General features: G+C 42.8%; 14 protein-coding genes. 9 read left to right on the top strand and 5 right to left on the bottom strand.

Annotated features, from left to right (window positions below; translation table 11 throughout):
- Nucleotides 1-9 precede the first annotated feature (9 nt).
- The 6 genes from R2Q78_RS20395 (at nucleotide 10) to R2Q78_RS20370 (ending at nucleotide 8,471) form a co-directional block, all read left to right on the top strand.
- A complete protein-coding gene (locus R2Q78_RS20395) occupies nucleotides 10-1,374 on the top strand; it encodes a DoxX family protein (RefSeq protein WP_316794408.1) in 1,365 nt (454 codons plus the stop codon).
- A 22-nt stretch (nucleotides 1,375-1,396) separates the two neighbouring features.
- Complete coding sequence (locus tag R2Q78_RS20390; RefSeq protein WP_316794407.1) at nucleotides 1,397-2,917, top strand: DoxX family protein; 1,521 nt, start codon at nucleotides 1,397-1,399, stop codon at nucleotides 2,915-2,917.
- 51 nt (nucleotides 2,918-2,968) lie between these two features.
- Nucleotides 2,969-4,414 (top strand): NAD(P)/FAD-dependent oxidoreductase, encoded by a 1,446-nt coding sequence (locus tag R2Q78_RS20385; protein ID WP_316794406.1) that lies wholly within the window; start codon nucleotides 2,969-2,971, stop codon nucleotides 4,412-4,414.
- Between the two features lie 25 nt (nucleotides 4,415-4,439).
- A complete protein-coding gene (locus tag R2Q78_RS20380; protein WP_316794405.1) occupies nucleotides 4,440-5,696 on the top strand; it encodes a YeiH family protein in 1,257 nt (418 codons plus the stop codon).
- A gap of 134 nt (nucleotides 5,697-5,830) precedes the next feature.
- A complete protein-coding gene (locus tag R2Q78_RS20375; protein ID WP_316794404.1) occupies nucleotides 5,831-7,915 on the top strand; it encodes a glycoside hydrolase domain-containing protein in 2,085 nt (694 codons plus the stop codon).
- A gap of 79 nt (nucleotides 7,916-7,994) precedes the next feature.
- Nucleotides 7,995-8,471 (top strand): OsmC family protein, encoded by a 477-nt coding sequence (locus tag R2Q78_RS20370; RefSeq protein WP_316794403.1) that lies wholly within the window; start codon nucleotides 7,995-7,997, stop codon nucleotides 8,469-8,471.
- 79 nt (nucleotides 8,472-8,550) lie between these two features.
- Here the strand turns inward: R2Q78_RS20370 and R2Q78_RS20365 are convergent, their stop codons facing one another.
- The 5 genes from R2Q78_RS20365 to R2Q78_RS20345 all read right to left on the bottom strand — a co-directional run bounded on the left by R2Q78_RS20365 (nucleotide 8,551) and on the right by R2Q78_RS20345 (nucleotide 16,141).
- Entirely contained in the window at nucleotides 8,551-9,330 is a 780-nt protein-coding gene (locus tag R2Q78_RS20365; protein WP_316794402.1) for a DUF1080 domain-containing protein, read from the bottom strand.
- Nucleotides 9,331-9,524: 194 nt separating this feature from the next.
- Complete coding sequence (locus R2Q78_RS20360) at nucleotides 9,525-12,545, bottom strand: FAD-binding and (Fe-S)-binding domain-containing protein (protein ID WP_316794401.1); 3,021 nt, start codon at nucleotides 12,543-12,545, stop codon at nucleotides 9,525-9,527.
- A gap of 6 nt (nucleotides 12,546-12,551) precedes the next feature.
- Nucleotides 12,552-14,081, bottom strand: coding sequence for an aldehyde dehydrogenase family protein (locus R2Q78_RS20355; RefSeq protein ID WP_316794400.1), 1,530 nt, complete (start codon nucleotides 14,079-14,081; stop codon nucleotides 12,552-12,554).
- A gap of 10 nt (nucleotides 14,082-14,091) precedes the next feature.
- Complete coding sequence (locus tag R2Q78_RS20350; protein WP_316794399.1) at nucleotides 14,092-14,997, bottom strand: DUF1338 domain-containing protein; 906 nt, start codon at nucleotides 14,995-14,997, stop codon at nucleotides 14,092-14,094.
- Nucleotides 14,998-15,007: 10 nt separating this feature from the next.
- A complete protein-coding gene (locus R2Q78_RS20345) occupies nucleotides 15,008-16,141 on the bottom strand; it encodes a saccharopine dehydrogenase C-terminal domain-containing protein (protein ID WP_316794398.1) in 1,134 nt (377 codons plus the stop codon).
- Between the two features lie 34 nt (nucleotides 16,142-16,175).
- On the opposite strand from R2Q78_RS20345, the gene R2Q78_RS20340 reads away from it, so the two are divergent.
- The 3 genes from R2Q78_RS20340 to fabF all read left to right on the top strand — a co-directional run bounded on the left by R2Q78_RS20340 (nucleotide 16,176) and on the right by fabF (nucleotide 18,906).
- Nucleotides 16,176-17,072, top strand: a complete 897-nt coding sequence (locus R2Q78_RS20340; RefSeq protein WP_316794397.1) for a LysR family transcriptional regulator — start codon at nucleotides 16,176-16,178, stop codon at nucleotides 17,070-17,072.
- Nucleotides 17,073-17,129: 57 nt separating this feature from the next.
- Nucleotides 17,130-17,486 carry a hypothetical protein gene (locus tag R2Q78_RS20335; RefSeq protein ID WP_316794396.1) on the top strand — a complete coding sequence of 119 codons (357 nt, stop codon included), beginning with the start codon at nucleotides 17,130-17,132 and terminating at the stop codon, nucleotides 17,484-17,486.
- Between the two features lie 169 nt (nucleotides 17,487-17,655).
- The gene (fabF, locus tag R2Q78_RS20330; protein WP_316794395.1) at nucleotides 17,656-18,906 is read left to right on the top strand and encodes a beta-ketoacyl-ACP synthase II; all 1,251 of its coding nucleotides are present in this window, start codon (nucleotides 17,656-17,658) and stop codon (nucleotides 18,904-18,906) included.
- The last annotated feature ends 23 nt before the right edge of the window (nucleotides 18,907-18,929 follow it).

Genomic DNA, 18,929 nt, shown 5'->3' with positions numbered 1-18,929 from the left:
ATATTGATCATGAGCGATATCAAAAATCAAGATAATAAACAGGCTTTCCGGGAGTGGAAAGCTTACGAGAAAAACCTGTTCAGGTTCTTTTTCATTTTTCTCCTGATCCAGATCATACCCCTGGACTGGAAGTTTTACAGCAAATTATTTTCCATCAACTGGCTGCACCTGCATTTCCATGATTTGTTCGAGCTGAGCAAGTATCAGCCCAGGATCTTTTCAGAAGATCAAACTAGGGCGTGGTACACCGGTAGTTTTGTGAATTGGGCATTCTTTGCTGTGATCGCAGGAATAGGTGCTGCGGTATGGGCCAGACTGGATGCTCAGCGCAAAGAATATACGGTACTTTATTATTGGCTTAGGGTAATAGTACGCTACAGGCTTGCTTTTGTGCTGATTACTTATGGTTTTATAAAGTTTTTCCCGTTACAGATGCCTTACCCTTCATTGAGTAACCTCCTTACCAATTACGGGGACTATTTTGCCTGGAAGATCTATTTTCAAACCGTAGGTATTGCACCTAAATATGAATCTTTTCTTGGTTTTGTGGAAATCCTGGCTGCCTTTTTACTGTTCAACCGCAAAACAGTCACCTTTGGGGTAGGCTTGATCTTTGGATTTCTGGGCAATGTAGCCGTGGCCAACGGATTTTATGATATTGGTGAAGAGGTTTTGAGTACTTTTATCGTTCTCCTTGCAGCTTTTCTTTTTGTCTACGACATTCCCAGGTTATATGATCTGCTGGTCAAAGAAATCCCTGCAAAGGCAAACCGCTTTATCTACAACTTTGACAGTAAGAGACTGAAAAACCTGAGGGTGGCTTTGCGGACCGCCTTTGTGTTGTTCGTCGTGTTGTTCGCTTATAAAGCATGGGATAACTATACAAATGACCCTTATAAAATACCGCATACTCCCGGACTGAGTAAGGCTTATGGTTATTATCAGGTCAGGGAGTTTGTACTCAATAAAGATACCATCCCATACTCAAAAACTGACTCGAACCGATGGCAGGATGTGGTTTTTGAAAAATGGTCTACACTCACCATTAAGGTGAATCGTCCGGTTAAGGTCGATTTTTCAAGCGCGGAAGAATTTCATCAGAAGGATATTGACAGAAACTATGAACTGGCAGGTTTTGCAGGCAGACATTATTTCTACTATGAAGCTGATACGGTAAACCATACCCTTTCACTTCAAAATAAGAACAAAAACCACAGGAATGAAAAGCTCTTCCTCAAGTACGATAGGCCAAATGATTCTACCATAGTGCTTTCAGGTATCAATGAGCGAAAAGACTCTATACACGTTGTACTCGCCAGGATCAATAAAAAGTATATGATGTTTGAAGGGCGCCGTAAACCAGTAAAAATTTAATAATCACTCAAAAGAAATTGTTATGTCGATATTAGATGCAAGTCTGGATGTTCAGGAAGTCCTGAAATCTGGAGACAAATCAATAAATGAACCGCTGATAGAGGCAGAAAGATCTGGCCACTGGAAAAATTACCAGAAAGTAGCTTTCAGAATAGGTTTTCTTTACCTGCTGTTTTTATGTATACCTACCTATCCTAAATTCTACGAGCATCTCTTTACGCTCCAGTTCTCTAAAATCACTTACCATGACTTCCAGTCAATCGTGGCCTTCTGGCCTCCACAGTTTGTGACCATAGAATCCGAAGAGGGCGTGTTTGGATTGCTGAATTATATTAATTTGATCCTGCTTTTTGGTATTTCTATAGTTGGCGGACTCATCTGGACACTGCTGGATAAGAAGTCTGCAGAATACAATAAGCTTTATTACTGGATCAGGGTATTGGCTCGCTATCGTCTCGCCTATGGGATGATCGGCTGGGGACTGAAAAAGGCATTTCCTATGCAAATGATTTTTCCTACGGTCGGGATGTTGAATACCCCATTTGTAGACATGGCTGAAAAAAAACTGTACTGGTCTCACGTTGGCGTTTCTTTTTGGTATACCGTGTTCCTGGGCTTTGCCGAGATACTGCCCGGACTGCTGTTGCTCAACAGAAAAACTTCTCCCTTAGGAGCGGCTTTAGCAGCCGTTGTAACGTTTAATATCTGTATTGCCAATCATGCTTATGATGCGGGTGTAGCTGTGCCGGCTGCTTATTTTGCGATCATAGGTATTTTCATCGTATGGTACGATCTTCCGAAAACATGGAACCTGCTGGTCAATGAAAAAGACATCCTTCCTTATCGATATGCACCTTTGATTACGGTCGGCTGGCAGAAAAAACTGGCTTTTGCGGTAAAATGGACATTCAATATTTTGTTTGTACCGGTAGCAGCGGCACTATGGGCGTACGGATTTTTCAATGGCAATAACTATAACATTCCAAGTACACCAGGACTGGCGGGTACTAAAGGGTATTATCAGGTTTCTGAATTCAGACTGAACAATAAAGTCATCCCTTACACTCCGCAGGATTCCATCAGGTGGCAGGATGCAACGTTTGAGGAATGGTCGTCATTGAGTTATAAAACCAATCGTGGTGCTATTGCAGATCGGATGATTGGTTATTCCCCTTTGAGAGTAAAAAATGATCAAAAGAACAATAGGCTGAACCAGGTAAATACCCAGGACTCTGATGAACTTAACAAGCTGAAAAAAAACAGGGATCTTGGGGTGACCAGGTGGGAAGTAGGCGGCATGGCCGGAGAACGTCGTTACTTTTTTTACAAAGCAGATACGGTAAATCACATCCTTTATCTTCAGAATAAGAACAAAAATCATAAGGAGGAAACCCAGGTTTTGCATTATTCAAGACCAACCTCCAGTAGGGTTATATTGCAGGGAATCAATGAATTCAGAGATTCTATTTACGTAGTTCTTGATAAGGTCAATAAAAAATATCCACTGGTAGAGGGACGTAAAAGTGATGTTAAGTCATATTAATAGATACATACATGAAATATCCATATCTTCGAGATTTGCAGATGCCGATTAATGAGAAATACTAAAACTGATTTTGATGCGATAGTAGTAGGCTCCGGTCCAAATGGATTGGCGGCTGCAATTACCATGCAACAGGCCGGACTTTCGGTACTGATCATTGAGGGAAAGGACGAGATCGGCGGAGGTCTGCGTTCAGCAGAACTGACCTTACCAGGCTTTGTTCACGACATTTGTTCGGCCATCCATCCACTGGCAATTGGTTCGCCGTTTTTTAATACTTTACCGCTGGGTGATCACGGCTTGCTTTATCAATTTCCAGATCTTGCGGCCGCCCATCCGTTTGACAATGGCAGTGCTGCGGTATTAAGCTCCTCCCTGACCGAAACTGCAAAGTCATTAGGGGTAGACGAGCATGTTTATCTTAGACTGGTAGGGTCACTTGTAAAGGATTGGCCGGATATCGCAGGCGATGTTTTAGGCCCGCTTCATTTTCCGAAGCATCCTCTTGCTATGGCTAAATTTGGGTTAAATGCGCTGACATCAGCTACTCACCTGGCAAAAAGATTTAAGACTAAAGAAGCTAAAGGACTTTGGGCGGGCATGGCGGCACATTCCATACAACCATTATCCAACTTAAGCACTTCAGCTATAGGCTTGGTTTTAATGGCAGCAGCACACCTGAAAGGCTGGCCGATTCCGGCAGGCGGATCCCAGCAGATCGCCAATGCGTTAAGCTCTTATTTCATTGCGCTTGGTGGAAGAATTGAAACAGGCAGGTTTATCAATTCACTGGATGAACTGCCTTCGTCTAAAACAGTACTTTTTGATGTAACACCAAGACAGCTTTTAAAAATTGCGGGACACAAATTCTCTTCCATTTACAAATGGCAGCTGGAAAGATACCGTTATGGAATGGGTGTATTTAAGGTAGACTGGGCACTTGATGGTCAGATTCCTTTTACAGCAGCGCAGGCCAGAAGAGCGGGTACTGTACATATAGGGAATACGATTGAAGAGATTGCATTGTCTGAGAAAAGCTGCTGGCAAGGCAAGCATGTGGAGAAGCCATTTGTTTTACTCGCCCAGCAAAGCTTGTTTGACGATACCAGGGCCCCAGAGGGAAAGCATACGGCATGGGCTTACTGCCACGTTCCAAATGGCTCTACGAAGGACATGACGGAGATCATTGAAAAACAAATTGAACGTTTTGCACCTGGCTTCAGGGATTTGATTTTGGCGAAACACAGTATGGATACCAGCGAAATAGAAGCTTATAATCCAAATTACATTGGTGGCGATATCAATGGCGGGGTGATAGATCTGGGGCAGCTATTTACCAGGCCCGCACTTCGAAGTTCGCCTTACCGTACCTCGGCAAAGGGTCTATACATTTGTTCATCATCTACACCGCCGGGAGGTGGGGTGCACGGAATGTGTGGTTATCATGCAGCTAAACGTGCATTAAAGGATATTTTTTCCATCATTATCGACAATTAAGAAACACAAATAAAACCAATATATAATGTCTGAAAACAAACAATTTAGTATTCATGAAGACTGGGTGGTGGTCATACTCGGCGCACTTACCATTATTTTATCCATTTCGGGGCTCATACTGCCTGTTCCTGTTTTTGGCTGGAAAACAGCAACTGAACTGACCACTACGGTATTGTCTGTAGCTAATCTTGAAATCATAGGACTGCAGTTTATTTTCGTGATCGCTACGGCGGCACTGGGGGCTTTGCTGACCGGGAAATCAGTAAAAAGTGCATTGTTCACATTTCCATTTGTATACATCCTCACTATTATAGCACTCGTTTTGGCTGGCAATAGTCAGGTTAAAGCTTTAAACCTTGAAGCGGTGATTTTCAGTCTGGCTATCGGACTGGCAATCGGCAATTTTTTCAAGTTGCCGGAATGGTTCAAATCGTCTTTGTCTACAGAGTTGTTTGTAAAGATCGGTTTGGTCTTGCTGGGTACGAGTGTCATATTTTCTGATATTTTAAAAGCGGGTTCACTGGGCCTGATTCAGGCATTAGTTGTCGTACTGTCAGTTTGGTATTTTGCTTTCTGGCTCTGTAAAAAATTAAAAGTGGATGAGGAGCTGACCATGATGATTTCAAGTGCAGTATCCATATGCGGGGTATCAGCGGCAATTGCTACTTCAGGTGCCATAAAGGGAGATTCAAAAAAACTGTCTTATGTGATCTCAATGGTGCTTATTACGGCTATCCCGATGATGATTTTTATGCCTTATATAGCTCATTACTTCAATTTTCCTCAGGCTGTTACTGGAGCATGGCTGGGAGGAAGTATAGATACAACAGGTGCTGTAGTGGCATCTGGTACATTGGTAGGAGAGGAAGCTTTAAAGATCAGTACGATTGTTAAGTTTTCACAGAATGTCCTGCTGGGTATCGCTGCTTTTGCAATTTCAGTATACTGGACTTACACACAACACCCTGCCGGTAAAGATGCTGCATCGAAACCTACGCTAAAAGTAATCTGGGAGCGTTTCCCTAAATTTGTGATCGGATTTATAGGCGCATCATTGCTATTTTCTTTCTTTGTTTCGCCGGAGACAAATACCGCCGTTAAAGGTAGCCTTAAGAACCTGCAGGGCCTTTGGTTTGCCCTTGCTTTTACCAGTATAGGATTGGAAACCAATTTTAAAGATCTTTTTAGCAGAAATAGCAAAACACCTTTCTATGCATTTTTAATTGCACAGGGTTTTAATATTATTGTCACGCTGATCATTGCTTTCTTTTTATTTGGTTAATTAATCCATTATCTTGGTTTTAATAAATAAAGCCTGACGTTTGGAAATAAAATATGCGACAGGTATGGATCATCTTCATACCTGTCATTTTTTGAAACTAAAACCTTAAGTTGCGCCAGTATTCAACAGCAGATATGAAATATTTTTTACTCCTTTTTTTTATCATCACTTCCGGGTTTACATTCGCACAAGAACAATCAAAAGCTAAGTCAGGGAAAAATTCAGATCTGACCTCCAAAGTAAATGTCTTTTTGGGTTCATCAGGCGACCATGGACAACTATCTCCCGCTGCCAGTTATCCATTTAGTATGTTGAGCATCGGCCCGCAAACTTATCCGAATCTCCATGCGGGTTATGAGCATTCTGCCAGGCAATTTCTTGGCTTTACCCACAATCGTTTTGAAGGGGTAGGTTGCATGGGAAGCGGGGGCAACCTTATGATTAAACCTTACCTGGGAAATGATCCCGGCAAAGGGGAATTAATAAAAGTAAAAGAACAGGCATCTCCGGGATATTATAGCGTAGGGTTTGAAAATAAGGTGACAGCAGAGATGACTGTTTACAAAAATCAGGGTATGCACCGTTACCACATGCCACAGGGTAAAAAAGGTTTTGCTATTGATCTGGGGTATGCATTTAACGGGGCATTCGTTGCCGAAGAACATCAGCTTGGCAATAATACCATAACTGGTATGATTGCCTCAAAAACAACCTGTGGGGCCGGTGTTTATCGTATTTATTATCTTGTAGAATTTAGCAAACCGGTAAAGTTTCAGTCAACCGGCGATCATAAGTTCAATGCTGTTCCTGCTGCTGCAGATACGGAGCTGGAAATTAAGGTGAGCTTTTCATCTACCAATATTGATTATGCTAAGAGAACACTTAGTAAGCTGAGTTTTGACCAGCTTAGGGAAGAAAGCAAGCAGGGCTGGAATAGCCACCTCAATCGCATCATAGTAAAGGGCGATAAAGAAAGAGAAAAATTATTTTATTCACTGTTATACCGTACCATCCAGTCTCCTTATCAGATATCAGAAACTGACGGAACCTATAAGGCAATAGACGGGTCTACCCAAAAAACAGAAGGTATAAAATACAATGGCTGGGCCATATGGGACAATTACAGGACGCAACTGCCTTTGCTTTCAATTGCTTATCCGGAAAGGTACCAGGACATAGCAGGATCCATTGCCAATCTTTACACTTATGGCAAAAAAGACTACGCGACTAAATTTGAGCCTTCCCCAACAGTAAGGACAGAACATGCGGTAGTAGTTGTGCTGGATGCAATCAGGAAAGGATATAAAATAAATACCGGACAAATCATCGATTCCCTGATTAAAGAAGTCGATCATCTGGATTATGGAGCGCCTGATAAAGCTTTGGAGTCATCTTACGATGCCTGGGCGCTTTCTGAGATACTGAGTATAATGGGCAAAAAAGAGGATGCTGATAAATACAGACAAAAAGCATTGGAGTATAAAAACTACTGGAACAAAGACTTTAAAGACATTACCAAATCCGATGTAGACAGAATGCAGGCACGCAAACTATATCAGGGAACCATATGGCAGTACAGGTGGTTCGTGCCATTTGATGTAAAAGGGCTAACAGAGCTTATCGGAGGCGAGAAAACCTATGTGGAGCAACTGGATTATTTTTTCAAAAATGACCTGTATAACCATGCCAATGAGCCTGACCTTCAGGTACCTTTAATGTACAATACAACTCCGCAAGCCTGGAAATCTCAAAAGCTGATGCACAACTATGCGGTAGATACCGTAGTACAATATTACTTTAACGACAACAGCAGGGGGATAGATCCGTTTGTAGACCGGATCTATAAGAACACAGATAAAGCCTATATCCGTACGATGGATGACGATGCAGGCGCAATGTCGGCATGGTTTGTACTTACTGCTGCGGGTATTTCACCTGCATGTATTGGCTGGCCTGTATATTATCTGAATGTACCTTTGTTTGAGACAGTAACCTTCAACTGGGAGAACGGCAAAAGTTTGAATATTAAAGTTCAGAATTTCTCGGATAAGAATCTATACATCAAAGAGGTAAGCTTAAATGGCAAAAAACTGGATCGCAACTGGATCACTCAAAAAGAGATCATGGATGGAGGAACATTAGAGATTACGGCAACCGATAAGCCCCAGGAAAATAAAAATGCCTGGATTTCAGATATTAACAGAAAGGCAGTGCAGTAAGTCTCTAACTTTTTGAAAAATGTATGGAAACCTGCACAAGAATGTTTAAATTGGGATTATCAAGTATAAACAGATAGTTATGGCTAAAACGCATGAATACCAGACAAGTTTGGTATGGACAGGAAATAAAGGTTCAGGTACGATGGATTACAGGTTATACGACCGCAGTTATGTGATTTCAGTAGATCATAAAGCGGATATACAGGGCTCCTCTGATTCGGCATTTATGGGCGATAAAACAAAACATAACCCGGAAGATCTTTTGGTTTCGTCGTTATCCTCATGTCATATGTTATGGTACCTGCACCTGTGTTCCCAAAATGGAATTATAGTTTTAGATTATAAAGATAATGCAGTGGGTGTTATGGAAGAAAATGCGGATGGTAGCGGACGTTTTACTTCAGTAGTCTTGAATCCAGAAGTAACCATCAACAAAGAAGGAAATGTTGATCAGGCGAATGCATTGCATGCCCAGGCCCACAAAATGTGTTTCATAGCCAATTCATGTAATTTTCCAATAACCCATCAGCCAAAGTGTATCGTTGAAAGAAGTTGAGAACCGATAAAGCCCGTAAAATATAAACCCGTCATTGCTTCGTATTTCGCAATGACGGGTTTTTTTAATATATATCTGTTTACAACTCCCTTAGCCAAACGTTGCGGAAACTTAATGGCTCGCTTGGATCTCCATGTGACTGAAGTTTTATGGGAGATGCTCCGTGTGCCTTTCTGTAAGACGGATCTCCAATGTACTGTGTCGGCCCCTTTAAGATGGTGTTGTCCTGTACTAAAACACCGTTAAAAAGTACTGTTACCCGCGCAGGTGTTTTTACTGATTTATCATCATTGAAAGTTGGAGCGGTCCATATTACATCATAGGAGTTCCATTCACCAGGTTTGTTTGTAGGATTGGCCAAAGGAACAAACTGTTTATAGATACTTGCGGCCTGCCCGTTTGTATAGGTATCATTTTTGTAAGAATCAAGGATCTGCAGTTCATAACCGTCATCGCCTTTGCCTATTGAAGCAAGAAAAAGACCACTGTTACCACGTCCCTGACCTTTTCCTTTAATATTTGCAGGAACTCTCCATTCTATATGCAACTGGTAATTGAGGAAAGCTTGTTTTGTTTCTATGTTTCCTGATTTTTTGTTTACGGTAAACTCATTATTCGCAACAGTCCACTGCGCAGCTTGATCCCTGTTATTGGTCATCACCCATTTACTCAGATCTTTTCCATCAAAAAGAATGATAGCATCTGAAGGGGCAGGGGTAGATAGGGCCTTTGCTTCAATAATTTTTGGCACTGGTGTATACACCTCAGTTTCTTCTGGTTTGGTTTTCTCCTGTGCGTTTGCCATGCTTAGTGCTCCTATGACTAAAGTGGAGGTGAAGATTGTTCGCTTAAAATTCATTGTGTGTTTTTAAATAGTTTATTATATCAGTTTAGGAAACTAAAGGTAACCGATAAATAGCGCTATTCAAAAATATTTTGGTTACATAATTTTGTCTAAATTCGATTTAGCAATAGCTCAATAGCTTGTTACGACTGATGTGGTATTGCACTCGCTATGCGTTCGTGTCTACCAGGGTATTGATAGGGTGTTGATTAGGGGTTGACAGGGGGTTGATTCGGTCTAGATCGAACCAATACCGCAGATGATACGAACCAATACTTTAGTTGATACGAGCGCATAGCGGAAGCAGACGGCAGTAAAGCCTCATGCAATACTTCAATGGGATGCTTTGCCGTTTTTCCGGTGCCGTCCTTAATTTGGTGTCTGCAACTCGTTCCAGGTGCAGCAATCAGCACTTGTTCGGGTTGCTTTCTGATTTCTGGAAATAATACCAGTTCACCAATCTGCATGGAAAGCGCATAGTGTTCCCGTTCATAGCCAAAAGATCCAGCCATACCACAACAGCCCGAGGCAATGGTTTCTACTTTGTAATTTTCGGGGAGAGATAATACTTGTTGGGTTGCAGGCAACAATCCCAATGCTTTTTGCTGACAATGTCCATGCAGTTTAATGGTCTTTTCCTCGGCTGTAAACTGTGATTTTAGGATACTTCCGGCTTTCATTTCTGAAAGCAGAAACTCGTCAATAAGCAATGCATTTGCAGCCAGCTTCTTTGCAGATTCCAGCAAATGGTCATCAACAATGTCAGGATATTCATCTCTGAATGTCAATATAGCTGAAGGTTCTATGCCTATTAGCGGTGTGTCCGCTGAAACCAGTGGGCTAAGCTTAGCCACATTGTAGTTTGCGATCTTTTTCGCGCGCCTTAGCAGACCTTTGGAAATGCTGGCCCTGCCGCTTTCCTGATGTTCGGGAATAATGACCTGGTAACCTAACTGGTTAAGTAACTGAATTGCCTTTATACCAATTTTTGCATCCTGATAGTTGGTGAACTCGTCGCAAAATAGGTATACGGTTTTTTTGTATACCACATCCGGGTTTGTTTTTTTTAGTCTTAGCCTGAACCAGTTTTTTAAGGTAACAGGGGGCAATTCAGGCATGCTGCGCTGAACTGCAAAGCCCATTGTCCTTTTAATTAACCTACTGACTATTCGTCCTGTCATCACATAATTATACAGATGGGGGATAAGTGCAGTAAATCTTGACAATGTACTAAAGTTTGCAACCAGTCTGGATCGCAACGGAACGCCATTCGCATCTTGGTAGGCCTGAAGGAATTCTGCCTTCAACTTGGCCATATCTACATTTGAGGGGCATTCTGATTTACATCCTTTACATCCCAGGCATAGATCCATTACCTCCTTAATTTCGGGGTGGTCAAAAGGATTGATTTTAGCAGAATTGGTAAGATATGTTCTCAGTACATTTGCTCTTGCTCTGGTGGTGTCTTTCTCATTTCGTGTAGCCATATAGGACGGACACATCGTGCCCCCGGCAAGCTGCGATTTCCGGCAATCCCCGGAACCGTTACATTGTTCTGCATGTTGTAATATATTCTGTCCATGATACCTAAATACAGTTCTGATATCTGGAGTCTGTTTTTCAGGTACATAGCGCAGACTGGTGTTCATGGGCGGGCTGTCTATTATTTTTCCGGGATTAAAAATGTGTTTCGCATCCCAGGTGTCTTTAAGCTCTCTCAGCAGGGCATAATTTTTAGGGCCAATCATTTGCTCCACAAATTCGCCCCTAAGTCTGCCATCACCATGTTCGCCACTTAATGAACCCTTGTATTTTTTTACAAGTAGAGCCACCTCTTCTGCAATCAGCCGGAACATCCGGTTGCCTTCGCTGGTCTTTAAATTGAGTATGGGCCTCAAATGTAATTCACCAGATCCAGCATGTGCGTAGTGGACTGAATGCAGGCCATGCTTTTCCAGCAATAAGTTAAATTCCCGGATATAGGCAGGCAGATCCCTGACATCTACCGCAGTATCTTCAATAACGGGTACTGCCTTTTCATCGCCGGGAAGATTACTGAGCAATCCCAGTCCGGCCTTACGGAGCGACCATACCTTTTTCATATCAGAGCCATACAACAAAGGAAAATGATAACCCAGTCCGGCCTCTCGCATCTCGTGCTCCACGATGCCGGTACATTCATTTACTTTTTCCAAACTGTCTGCCGCATATTCAATCACCAGCAGTGCTGCGGGATCACCTTCAACAAAGAAACGGTTATCTAGCTGCTCCCTATTGCTCTTGGTACATTCCAGTATGTAATGGTCTATGAGTTCTACGGCATAAGGCTGGTGCTTTAGTGCGATGAGGTTGGCCTTTAAAGCATCATCTATGGATGCAAAATGTGCACAAAGCAACACACTATGAGCCGGTGGCAGAGGATTAAGGCTAAGTTTAATCTCCGTAATGAAAGCGAGGGTGCCTTCTGAACCACAGATCAATTTGCAGAAATTAAAATCCGGCCCGCCGGCGGTGAAAGGCGCTGATTCCAGCAGCATGTCTATCGCATAACCTGTATTTCTTCTTTCAATACTTGGTCGTGGAAATTCTTTGCGGATCTCCAGCTGATTTTCATACAGGCCGAGCTGTCCGCGTATCGAACGGTATAGGTTGGCTTCCAGAGTGTCTCCTTGGCACTTTTGGATGAATTCCTCAAAATTAAGGGCTTTAAATTCCACCTCTGAGCCATCGCTTAATAAAGCTTTAATAGCTAATGTATGCTCACGTGTACTTTTATAGATCACAGAGTTAGAGCCACAGGAATTGTTGCCCACCATACCGCCAATCATGGCCCGGTTAGCTGTAGAAGTTTCGGGTCCGAAGAACAAGCCAAGAGGCTTCAAAAATAAGTTTAGTTCGTCGCGTACCACGCCTGGCTGTACACGTACCCAGCGCACTGAACTATCGACTTCAAGTATTCCGGTAAAATACTTTGAGATGTCAACTACAATACCATTGCCGACCACCTGTCCGGCAAGCGAAGTGCCTGCAGCCCGGGGGATTAGAGATACCCCTTCATTTCTTGCAAAAGCAATAAGGTGACGGAGATCGTCAACCGACGCAGGTATACAAACTGCAAGGGGCATCTCTGAATAGGCTGAAGCATCTGTCGCATAAAGTATGCGCATCAGTTCATCGCTATAAAATTCGCCAGTAAGCAAGCCAGACAGTTGCTTCAGCTTCTTTTGCATTGTCACTTATAGATCGAACTTGATGCCCTGTGCTAATGGTAAACTGTCAGCGTAATTAATGGTATTGGTTTGCCTGCGCATGTAGGCTTTCCAGGCATCCGATCCACTTTCCCTGCCTCCTCCGGTTTCTTTCTCACCGCCAAAGGCACCACCAATTTCCGCTCCGGAAGTACCTATGTTGACGTTTGCGATCCCACAATCAGACCCTGCGGCAGAAAGAAATTGCTCGGCTTCTCTCAAATTCAGCGTCATGATCGCTGAAGACAACCCTTGCGGAACATCATTCTGGATTGCGATAGCCTGGTCAAGTGTTTTGTATTTGATCAGGTATAATATTGGTGCGAATGTTTCTTCCTGTACGATTTCATAATGGTTTTCGACTTCAGCGATGCAGGGTTTTACATAACAGCCCGAGCTGTAGTTTTCGCCGTTTAGCACACCGCCCTCAACTACAAATTTTGCACCTTCTTTTTTACCTTTTTCTATAGCCTGTACATACATATCTGCAGCTGCTTTATCAATTAGCGGGCCTACATGATTGTGTTGATCCAGTGGATCGCCGATGCGTAGCTGACCGTATGCATGAACCAGTTTGTTTTTAAATTCTTCATAGATGTCCTCATGGATGATCAGTCTTCTGGTGGAGGTACAGCGCTGTCCGGCTGTGCCTACAGCTCCAAAAACTGCTCCTATGATTGACATGTTCAGGTCTGCATCTTTTGAAATGATGATGGCGTTATTCCCGCCCAGTTCCAGAATACTGCGTCCGAATCTAGTGGCTACAGCTGCAGAAACAATCCTTCCTATGCGTGTAGAACCGGTAAAAGAAACCAGAGGGATGCGTTTATCATTATTGATCCTGTCGCCCACTGCATTGCCTATCAGCAAACTGCTGATTCCTTCAGGCATGTCATTTGCCTTTAGCACTTTAGTGATGACGTGTTGGCAGGCTACGGCACACAAAGGTGTTTTTGAGGAAGGTTTCCATACACATACATTGCCGCATACCCAAGCGAGGGCTGTATTCCAGCTCCATACCGCAACAGGGAAGTTGAAGGCCGATATGATACCCACAATACCCATAGGATGCCATTGCTCATACATCCGGTGATTTGGCCTTTCTGAATGCATGGTGAGGCCATAAAGCTGACGTGAGAGCCCTACTGCAAAATCACAGATGTCAATCATTTCCTGAACTTCGCCCAGACCTTCCTGCAGGCTTTTTCCCATTTCAAAAGAAACCAAAGCACCGAGGTCTTCTTTTTGCTCACGGAGTGCATCACCAAATTGGCGAACGATCTCACCTCTTTTTGGAGCAGGCACACTGCGCCAGAAAAGGAAGGCTTCCTCAGCCTTTTTCATCACGGTTTCATAAGCTGCTTCATCCGATGTCTGTACAGTAGCAATCAATTTGCCATTTACCGGAGAATAGGAATCTATGGTTTTTCCTTCAGTGGTTAGCCATTGCTGTCCTGTGGATGTGCCTGAATTCAATTTTTGTATGCCCAGACGGGTTAATATTGCTGTAATGTCCATAATTGTGTAGTTAACCTTTAATTTGTTTGGTATAAGTGCTTTCAAAGATTTTGTCGGCATTGCCGGTTTCGAATCCTTCGCGGCGGTGTTCAGATTTAAGCTCCGTAGCAGCCAATTCAGTAAACTGCTGAAGTACGAGCCGCTCGGCGAATTCCACATAGCTGCCTGCGATGTCCATCTTCTCACCGTTGGCGAATATAGCTTCCTGCATTTCAGCTACAGAACTGCTCTGGCGGAGCAAACCGTCGGGACTAACTTTAATGGTGCCGCCTTCCGTATTCAATTTCAGTCCAAGTGATGTTACAAAGGTATTGAAATCTTCCAAACGATTATAGCCGGGTTTCAGGTCGTGCACACTGATGGTGTAATGGTTCAGGTAATACCTGTTGTAAATTACCCATGCAGCATATTCACTTTCCCCCAGGAGGGTCTCATAATCTGCCTTTTCAGGTAATTCCCATAACGGTTTGTGAAAAAATTCTCCAATTTCCTGTCCATCGTTCAGGTTGAGGCTATCTACCGGGTCAGCACTGATGTGACTGGTGTACTTGCTGATCAGCGATTGCGCATGGTCTGAAAGCTGTTCCACAATCAATTCGCTCATGAAAATCCTGGGGTATTCCGGTGAAGGCGGGGAGTACCAGTAGGCATTTAGCTTTTTGCCCTCAAAATAATAATTGTCCCTTTTGGTATAGCCGTGGTGGAGGAAGATCTTTTCAAAAGAATTAATGCCCAGATGAGGAACGCCAAGAGTTCTGAAAGCAATATGATCATTTATGATGTCTTCCTGTCCGCTGACTATGCCCCTGCTGATCATCGCGTCTGTTATTTTTCGCACTGCCGGCACCTGCTGACTATACCTTTCGAAAAGTATGTTCAAAAAAATGTCGAGTTGACTATGGTTGTTAAAGTTCATAAGCCTGGTATTAAACTTCCTGTAACTGCCCAAGTTTACCGCTGCTGAAAAGCTGACCGGTTTGAGTATTTAGTAGTGCTTCAAAAGGAATGTCCTCCTGTTTTATAAAACCCTTAGCTGGTAAAGCACCATTGGCTACCATTTCTATAACTGCCACTAAACTGGCCGCGGTAGTCCAGGAGATTGCCCTCCAGCTCTGACCATCTATAATTACCGGGCTGTATGACTTGCAATATTCATTACGTTTCAGCTGTCCATCTTTCCAGCCCTCTGCTGCTGCATAAACCAGTACGACATCATCTTCTACCTCAGGCTTTGCATTTTTCAATATCTCTTCGAGCTGTTGCTTGTTATTTTTCAGGTGAAGTTCATGGATTAAAAAGTTCATGAGGTCGCAATGTCCTGGATAGCGGATGGTTTTATAATCCAGCTTATCAACCATGCCTTCGTAGGTCTCGCACATGGTGCCCAATCCGCCGGAGGTATAAAATGCCTCATAACTGGCGCCTTCAATGTTGATCGCTTCTTTGCCCTGTAAACTCACTACTTGCTTGCGGTGGCCGTTGTGAATGGCTTCTGCATCATTGATGTACTCATTGACCACGCCGGCGGCCGACCAGGTAAAGGAGTAGCCCAACTCGCCGTTGGGATATTTTGGCAGTGCACCCACACGCATTTCAATAGAGCGCAGTTTTTCAAAATCTTTGGCAAGATGTGCACCGATAATCCCGATGATTCCAGGTGCCAGCCCGCATTGTGGTGCCATTACTGCGGTAGCCGTTGTACTCAGATCAATGATGTATTTTGTTGTTTCCACGTCTTCCGTGAGGTCAAAATAGCTCTTGCCCAATTGATGGGCTATTTTTGCAATGGTCTTGTTCAGGAAATAAGGTAATGCCGAAACTACCGCATCGTGGCCGGCTATCAGTTGCCCCATTAATTTCTCATCGGTTACGTCGCCGGTAATCACGTTAAAAGGAAGTTGATATGGGTAATGAGGTTCATGTTTGTCCATACCCGTCACCTGAAACTGCTTGCTCAGCAGTACGCCAACCAAGGTACCTACTTTGCCAAGGCCTAGTGTCAATACTTTTTCAATCATTTGGTCTATATATTTGGTAATACGTGTCAAATATCCATACATTTATCATTAGTAAACAATACATAATGGTTAACAAATGATAAGTATAGCTAATCAATTAGAGCTGCGACACTTCAATTATTTCAAAGTACTGGCTGAGGAATTGCACTACCGCAAGGCTTCAGAGCTCTTGTTCATTTCGCAATCGGCCCTGAGCCAGCAGATCAAGCATTTGGAAGGAATTCTAAAAGTCTCGCTATTTGAGCGAACTAATCGTAAGGTGTCACTTAGCGATGCCGGGGTGTTATTTTACAAAGATGTGCTTCAGATTTTGAATAAAGTAGAGGTTGCCGCTACGAACATTAAATTATATACTGCAGGGAATACGGGACAGATCGGAATAGGTTTTGTGGCCTCGGCGATGTCTTCAGTACTGCCGGGATTATTAAAGCAATTTCATACCGATTGTCCGAACATCAGGTTTCGGCTGGATGAGCTTAACAATGCTGAGCAGCTGGTCGCACTCCAGAATGAGACGCTCGACATCGGTTTTATGCGTTCCAATCATTTACCTGATGGTTTTGTCAGTAAAAGGGTTCATACAGAAACTTTTTCCCTGGTGCTACCAAAAAATCATCCGGTTACCACTGCTTCATTTGAGCATATAGGCCAGTTTAAGGATGAGAATTTTATCCTGTTTCCAAATGATCAAAGTCAGTTGTATTACCAACAGATCATAAATCTATGTATTGACCAGGGCTTTACCCCGAAAGTAGCTCATCGATCGATTCATGCGCCCACAATATTCAAAATGGTGGAAAACGGTATGGGGCTTTCTGTGATTCCCACATCACTGGCCTCGACTGAAAATTCCAGTATTCGGTTTATTGAATTGAAGCATATTCCACAACGCACCGCACTTTATGCTGTATGGAAGAACCAAAATAATAATCCGACGCTGCCATATTTCCTGGATATGCTGGTGTCTGTTTGATTTCTTAAAAACTTGTGGAAATGATTATATTCGGTATTTACGTGATACTTAGGAAATATGTTTGTCTTATTTAGATTTTCTGTCAATACAGCTGCTGCGGTTATATTTTTGGCGGGACTGATTACGCTTAGCGACCTCTTTTTGAACCAGAATCAGCCCAGTTATCAAATATTAACTGTTGCAATTGCTGCAATTTTTTTTGCCATTGGATTTAGTGTATTGTTCTTTTATAGGAATTTCAGAAATATTTACAATGATATCAAAAGAAGGAAGCAGGACGAAACGGTCTATGTTTCCTTGCAAAGAATAATGTTCTTTCTTAGTTTAATGGCTGTAATCGCAACTCTGGCTTTAGGGGCATTATGCATGGCTTTAATAGAGAGGATGGCCGGCGGAACGGCATTGTTGGGATGAAATATCTCTGTTGCTTCATAAGGCTTATTTAAGAAGAATGTTGTAAATTGCAGCGCAAATTTACTCAGGATAAAGAAAATCCTGAACGGGATAGATAGGTGATTGCATACAATTTTAATTAACCCGGAGGCATTTAAAAGAGCAGCCGTTAATAGAAAATAAGTAAAATATGAAAAGAGTAGTAGTGACAGGTTTAGGAGCTGTAACCCCTCTGGGTAATACAGTGCAAGAGTTTTGGGACAATATTGTGGCCGGAAAAAGCGGCGTATCAGCAATAACCAAATTTGATGCTTCAAAATTCAAAACTAATTTTGCCGCTGAGGTTAAAAACTTTAATGCCGAAGAGTATATCGACAAGAAGGAAGTAAAGAAATATGACGTTTTTACGCAGTACGCAATAGCTGCGAGTGATCAGGCCATTAAAGATTCCGGTCTTGATTTCGAAAATATGTCTGAAGCTGACCGTTATGAAGTTGGTGTAGTTTGGGGCTCGGGAAATGGTGGTATTGGTACTTTTGAACAGCAACTGAAAGATTTTCATCTGGGTGATGGTACTCCAAGATTTAACCCCTATTTCATTCCTAAAATGATCATTGATATTGCGGCCGGTGTAATTTCTATTCGCAATAAGCTCCATGGACCAAACTACGCTACGGTATCGGCTTGTGCTTCTTCGAACACAGCGATCATAAATGCATTTGATACTATCCGCTTAGGTAAAGCTACTATAATGGTTGCCGGTGGTTCTGAAGCGGCAATTACTCCTTCATCAGTAGGTGGTTTTAACGCTGCTCAGGCTTTGTCTAAAAATAATGAAGATCCTCAGGGAGCCTCACGTCCATTTGATGTAAACAGAGATGGGTTTGTAATCGGTGAAGGTGCAGGTGCTTTAATTCTGGAAGAGCTGGAACATGCGGTAAAAAGAGGTGCACATATCTATGCAGAAATGGTTGGCGGAGGTATGGCAGCTGATGCTTATCACCTGACCGGAACTCCTCCGGATGGATTGGGCGCATCTTTGGGTATATCTAAAGCTTTGGCTGACGCGGGAATAACACCTGATAAAATTGACTATATCAATGCGCATGCTACCTCAACAGGTTTGGGAGATATAGGCGAGCTAAATGGTATTAAAAAAGTATTTGGTGATTTGCCAGTAGCTATTAGCGCTACCAAATCTATGACGGGTCACCTTCTGGGTGGGGCCGGTGCAATCGAAAGTGTAATCAGTGTGCTTTCTGTAAAGAATGACATCATTCCGGCTACTATAAATACCAAAGATATTGATCCGGAAATACCTAAAGGATTTAATTTTATTTTAGGTAAATCTGTACATCAGCCGGTAAATTATGTAGTGAATAACACATTTGGATTTGGCGGGCACACAGCGACTTCTATATTCAAGAAATATACGGACTAGATTAAATTGTAAATCTGGTTTTT

Source organism: Pedobacter frigoris (assembly GCF_032678645.1).
Lineage (GTDB): Bacteria > Bacteroidota > Bacteroidia > Sphingobacteriales > Sphingobacteriaceae > Pedobacter > Pedobacter frigoris_A.
Note: the sequence above shows the minus strand (reverse complement) of the source record. Positions and strands in the feature narration are given on the sequence as shown.

What these genes read in the sequence shown, in the direction of transcription:
- R2Q78_RS20395 (WP_316794408.1), top strand. Translation starts at nt 10, where the DNA reads ATGAGCGATATCAAAAATCAAGATAATAAACAGGCTTTCCGGGAGTGG.
- R2Q78_RS20390 (WP_316794407.1), top strand. Translation starts at nt 1,397, where the DNA reads ATGTCGATATTAGATGCAAGTCTGGATGTTCAGGAAGTCCTGAAATCT.
- R2Q78_RS20385 (WP_316794406.1), top strand. Translation starts at nt 2,969, where the DNA reads ATGAGAAATACTAAAACTGATTTTGATGCGATAGTAGTAGGCTCCGGT.
- R2Q78_RS20380 (WP_316794405.1), top strand. Translation starts at nt 4,440, where the DNA reads ATGTCTGAAAACAAACAATTTAGTATTCATGAAGACTGGGTGGTGGTC.
- R2Q78_RS20375 (WP_316794404.1), top strand. Translation starts at nt 5,831, where the DNA reads ATGAAATATTTTTTACTCCTTTTTTTTATCATCACTTCCGGGTTTACA.
- R2Q78_RS20370 (WP_316794403.1), top strand. Translation starts at nt 7,995, where the DNA reads ATGGCTAAAACGCATGAATACCAGACAAGTTTGGTATGGACAGGAAAT.
- R2Q78_RS20365 (WP_316794402.1), bottom strand. Translation starts at nt 9,330, where the DNA reads ATGAATTTTAAGCGAACAATCTTCACCTCCACTTTAGTCATAGGAGCA.
- R2Q78_RS20360 (WP_316794401.1), bottom strand. Translation starts at nt 12,545, where the DNA reads ATGCAAAAGAAGCTGAAGCAACTGTCTGGCTTGCTTACTGGCGAATTT.
- R2Q78_RS20355 (WP_316794400.1), bottom strand. Translation starts at nt 14,081, where the DNA reads ATGGACATTACAGCAATATTAACCCGTCTGGGCATACAAAAATTGAAT.
- R2Q78_RS20350 (WP_316794399.1), bottom strand. Translation starts at nt 14,997, where the DNA reads ATGAACTTTAACAACCATAGTCAACTCGACATTTTTTTGAACATACTT.
- R2Q78_RS20345 (WP_316794398.1), bottom strand. Translation starts at nt 16,141, where the DNA reads ATGTATGGATATTTGACACGTATTACCAAATATATAGACCAAATGATT.
- R2Q78_RS20340 (WP_316794397.1), top strand. Translation starts at nt 16,176, where the DNA reads ATGATAAGTATAGCTAATCAATTAGAGCTGCGACACTTCAATTATTTC.
- R2Q78_RS20335 (WP_316794396.1), top strand. Translation starts at nt 17,130, where the DNA reads ATGTTTGTCTTATTTAGATTTTCTGTCAATACAGCTGCTGCGGTTATA.
- fabF (WP_316794395.1), top strand. Translation starts at nt 17,656, where the DNA reads ATGAAAAGAGTAGTAGTGACAGGTTTAGGAGCTGTAACCCCTCTGGGT.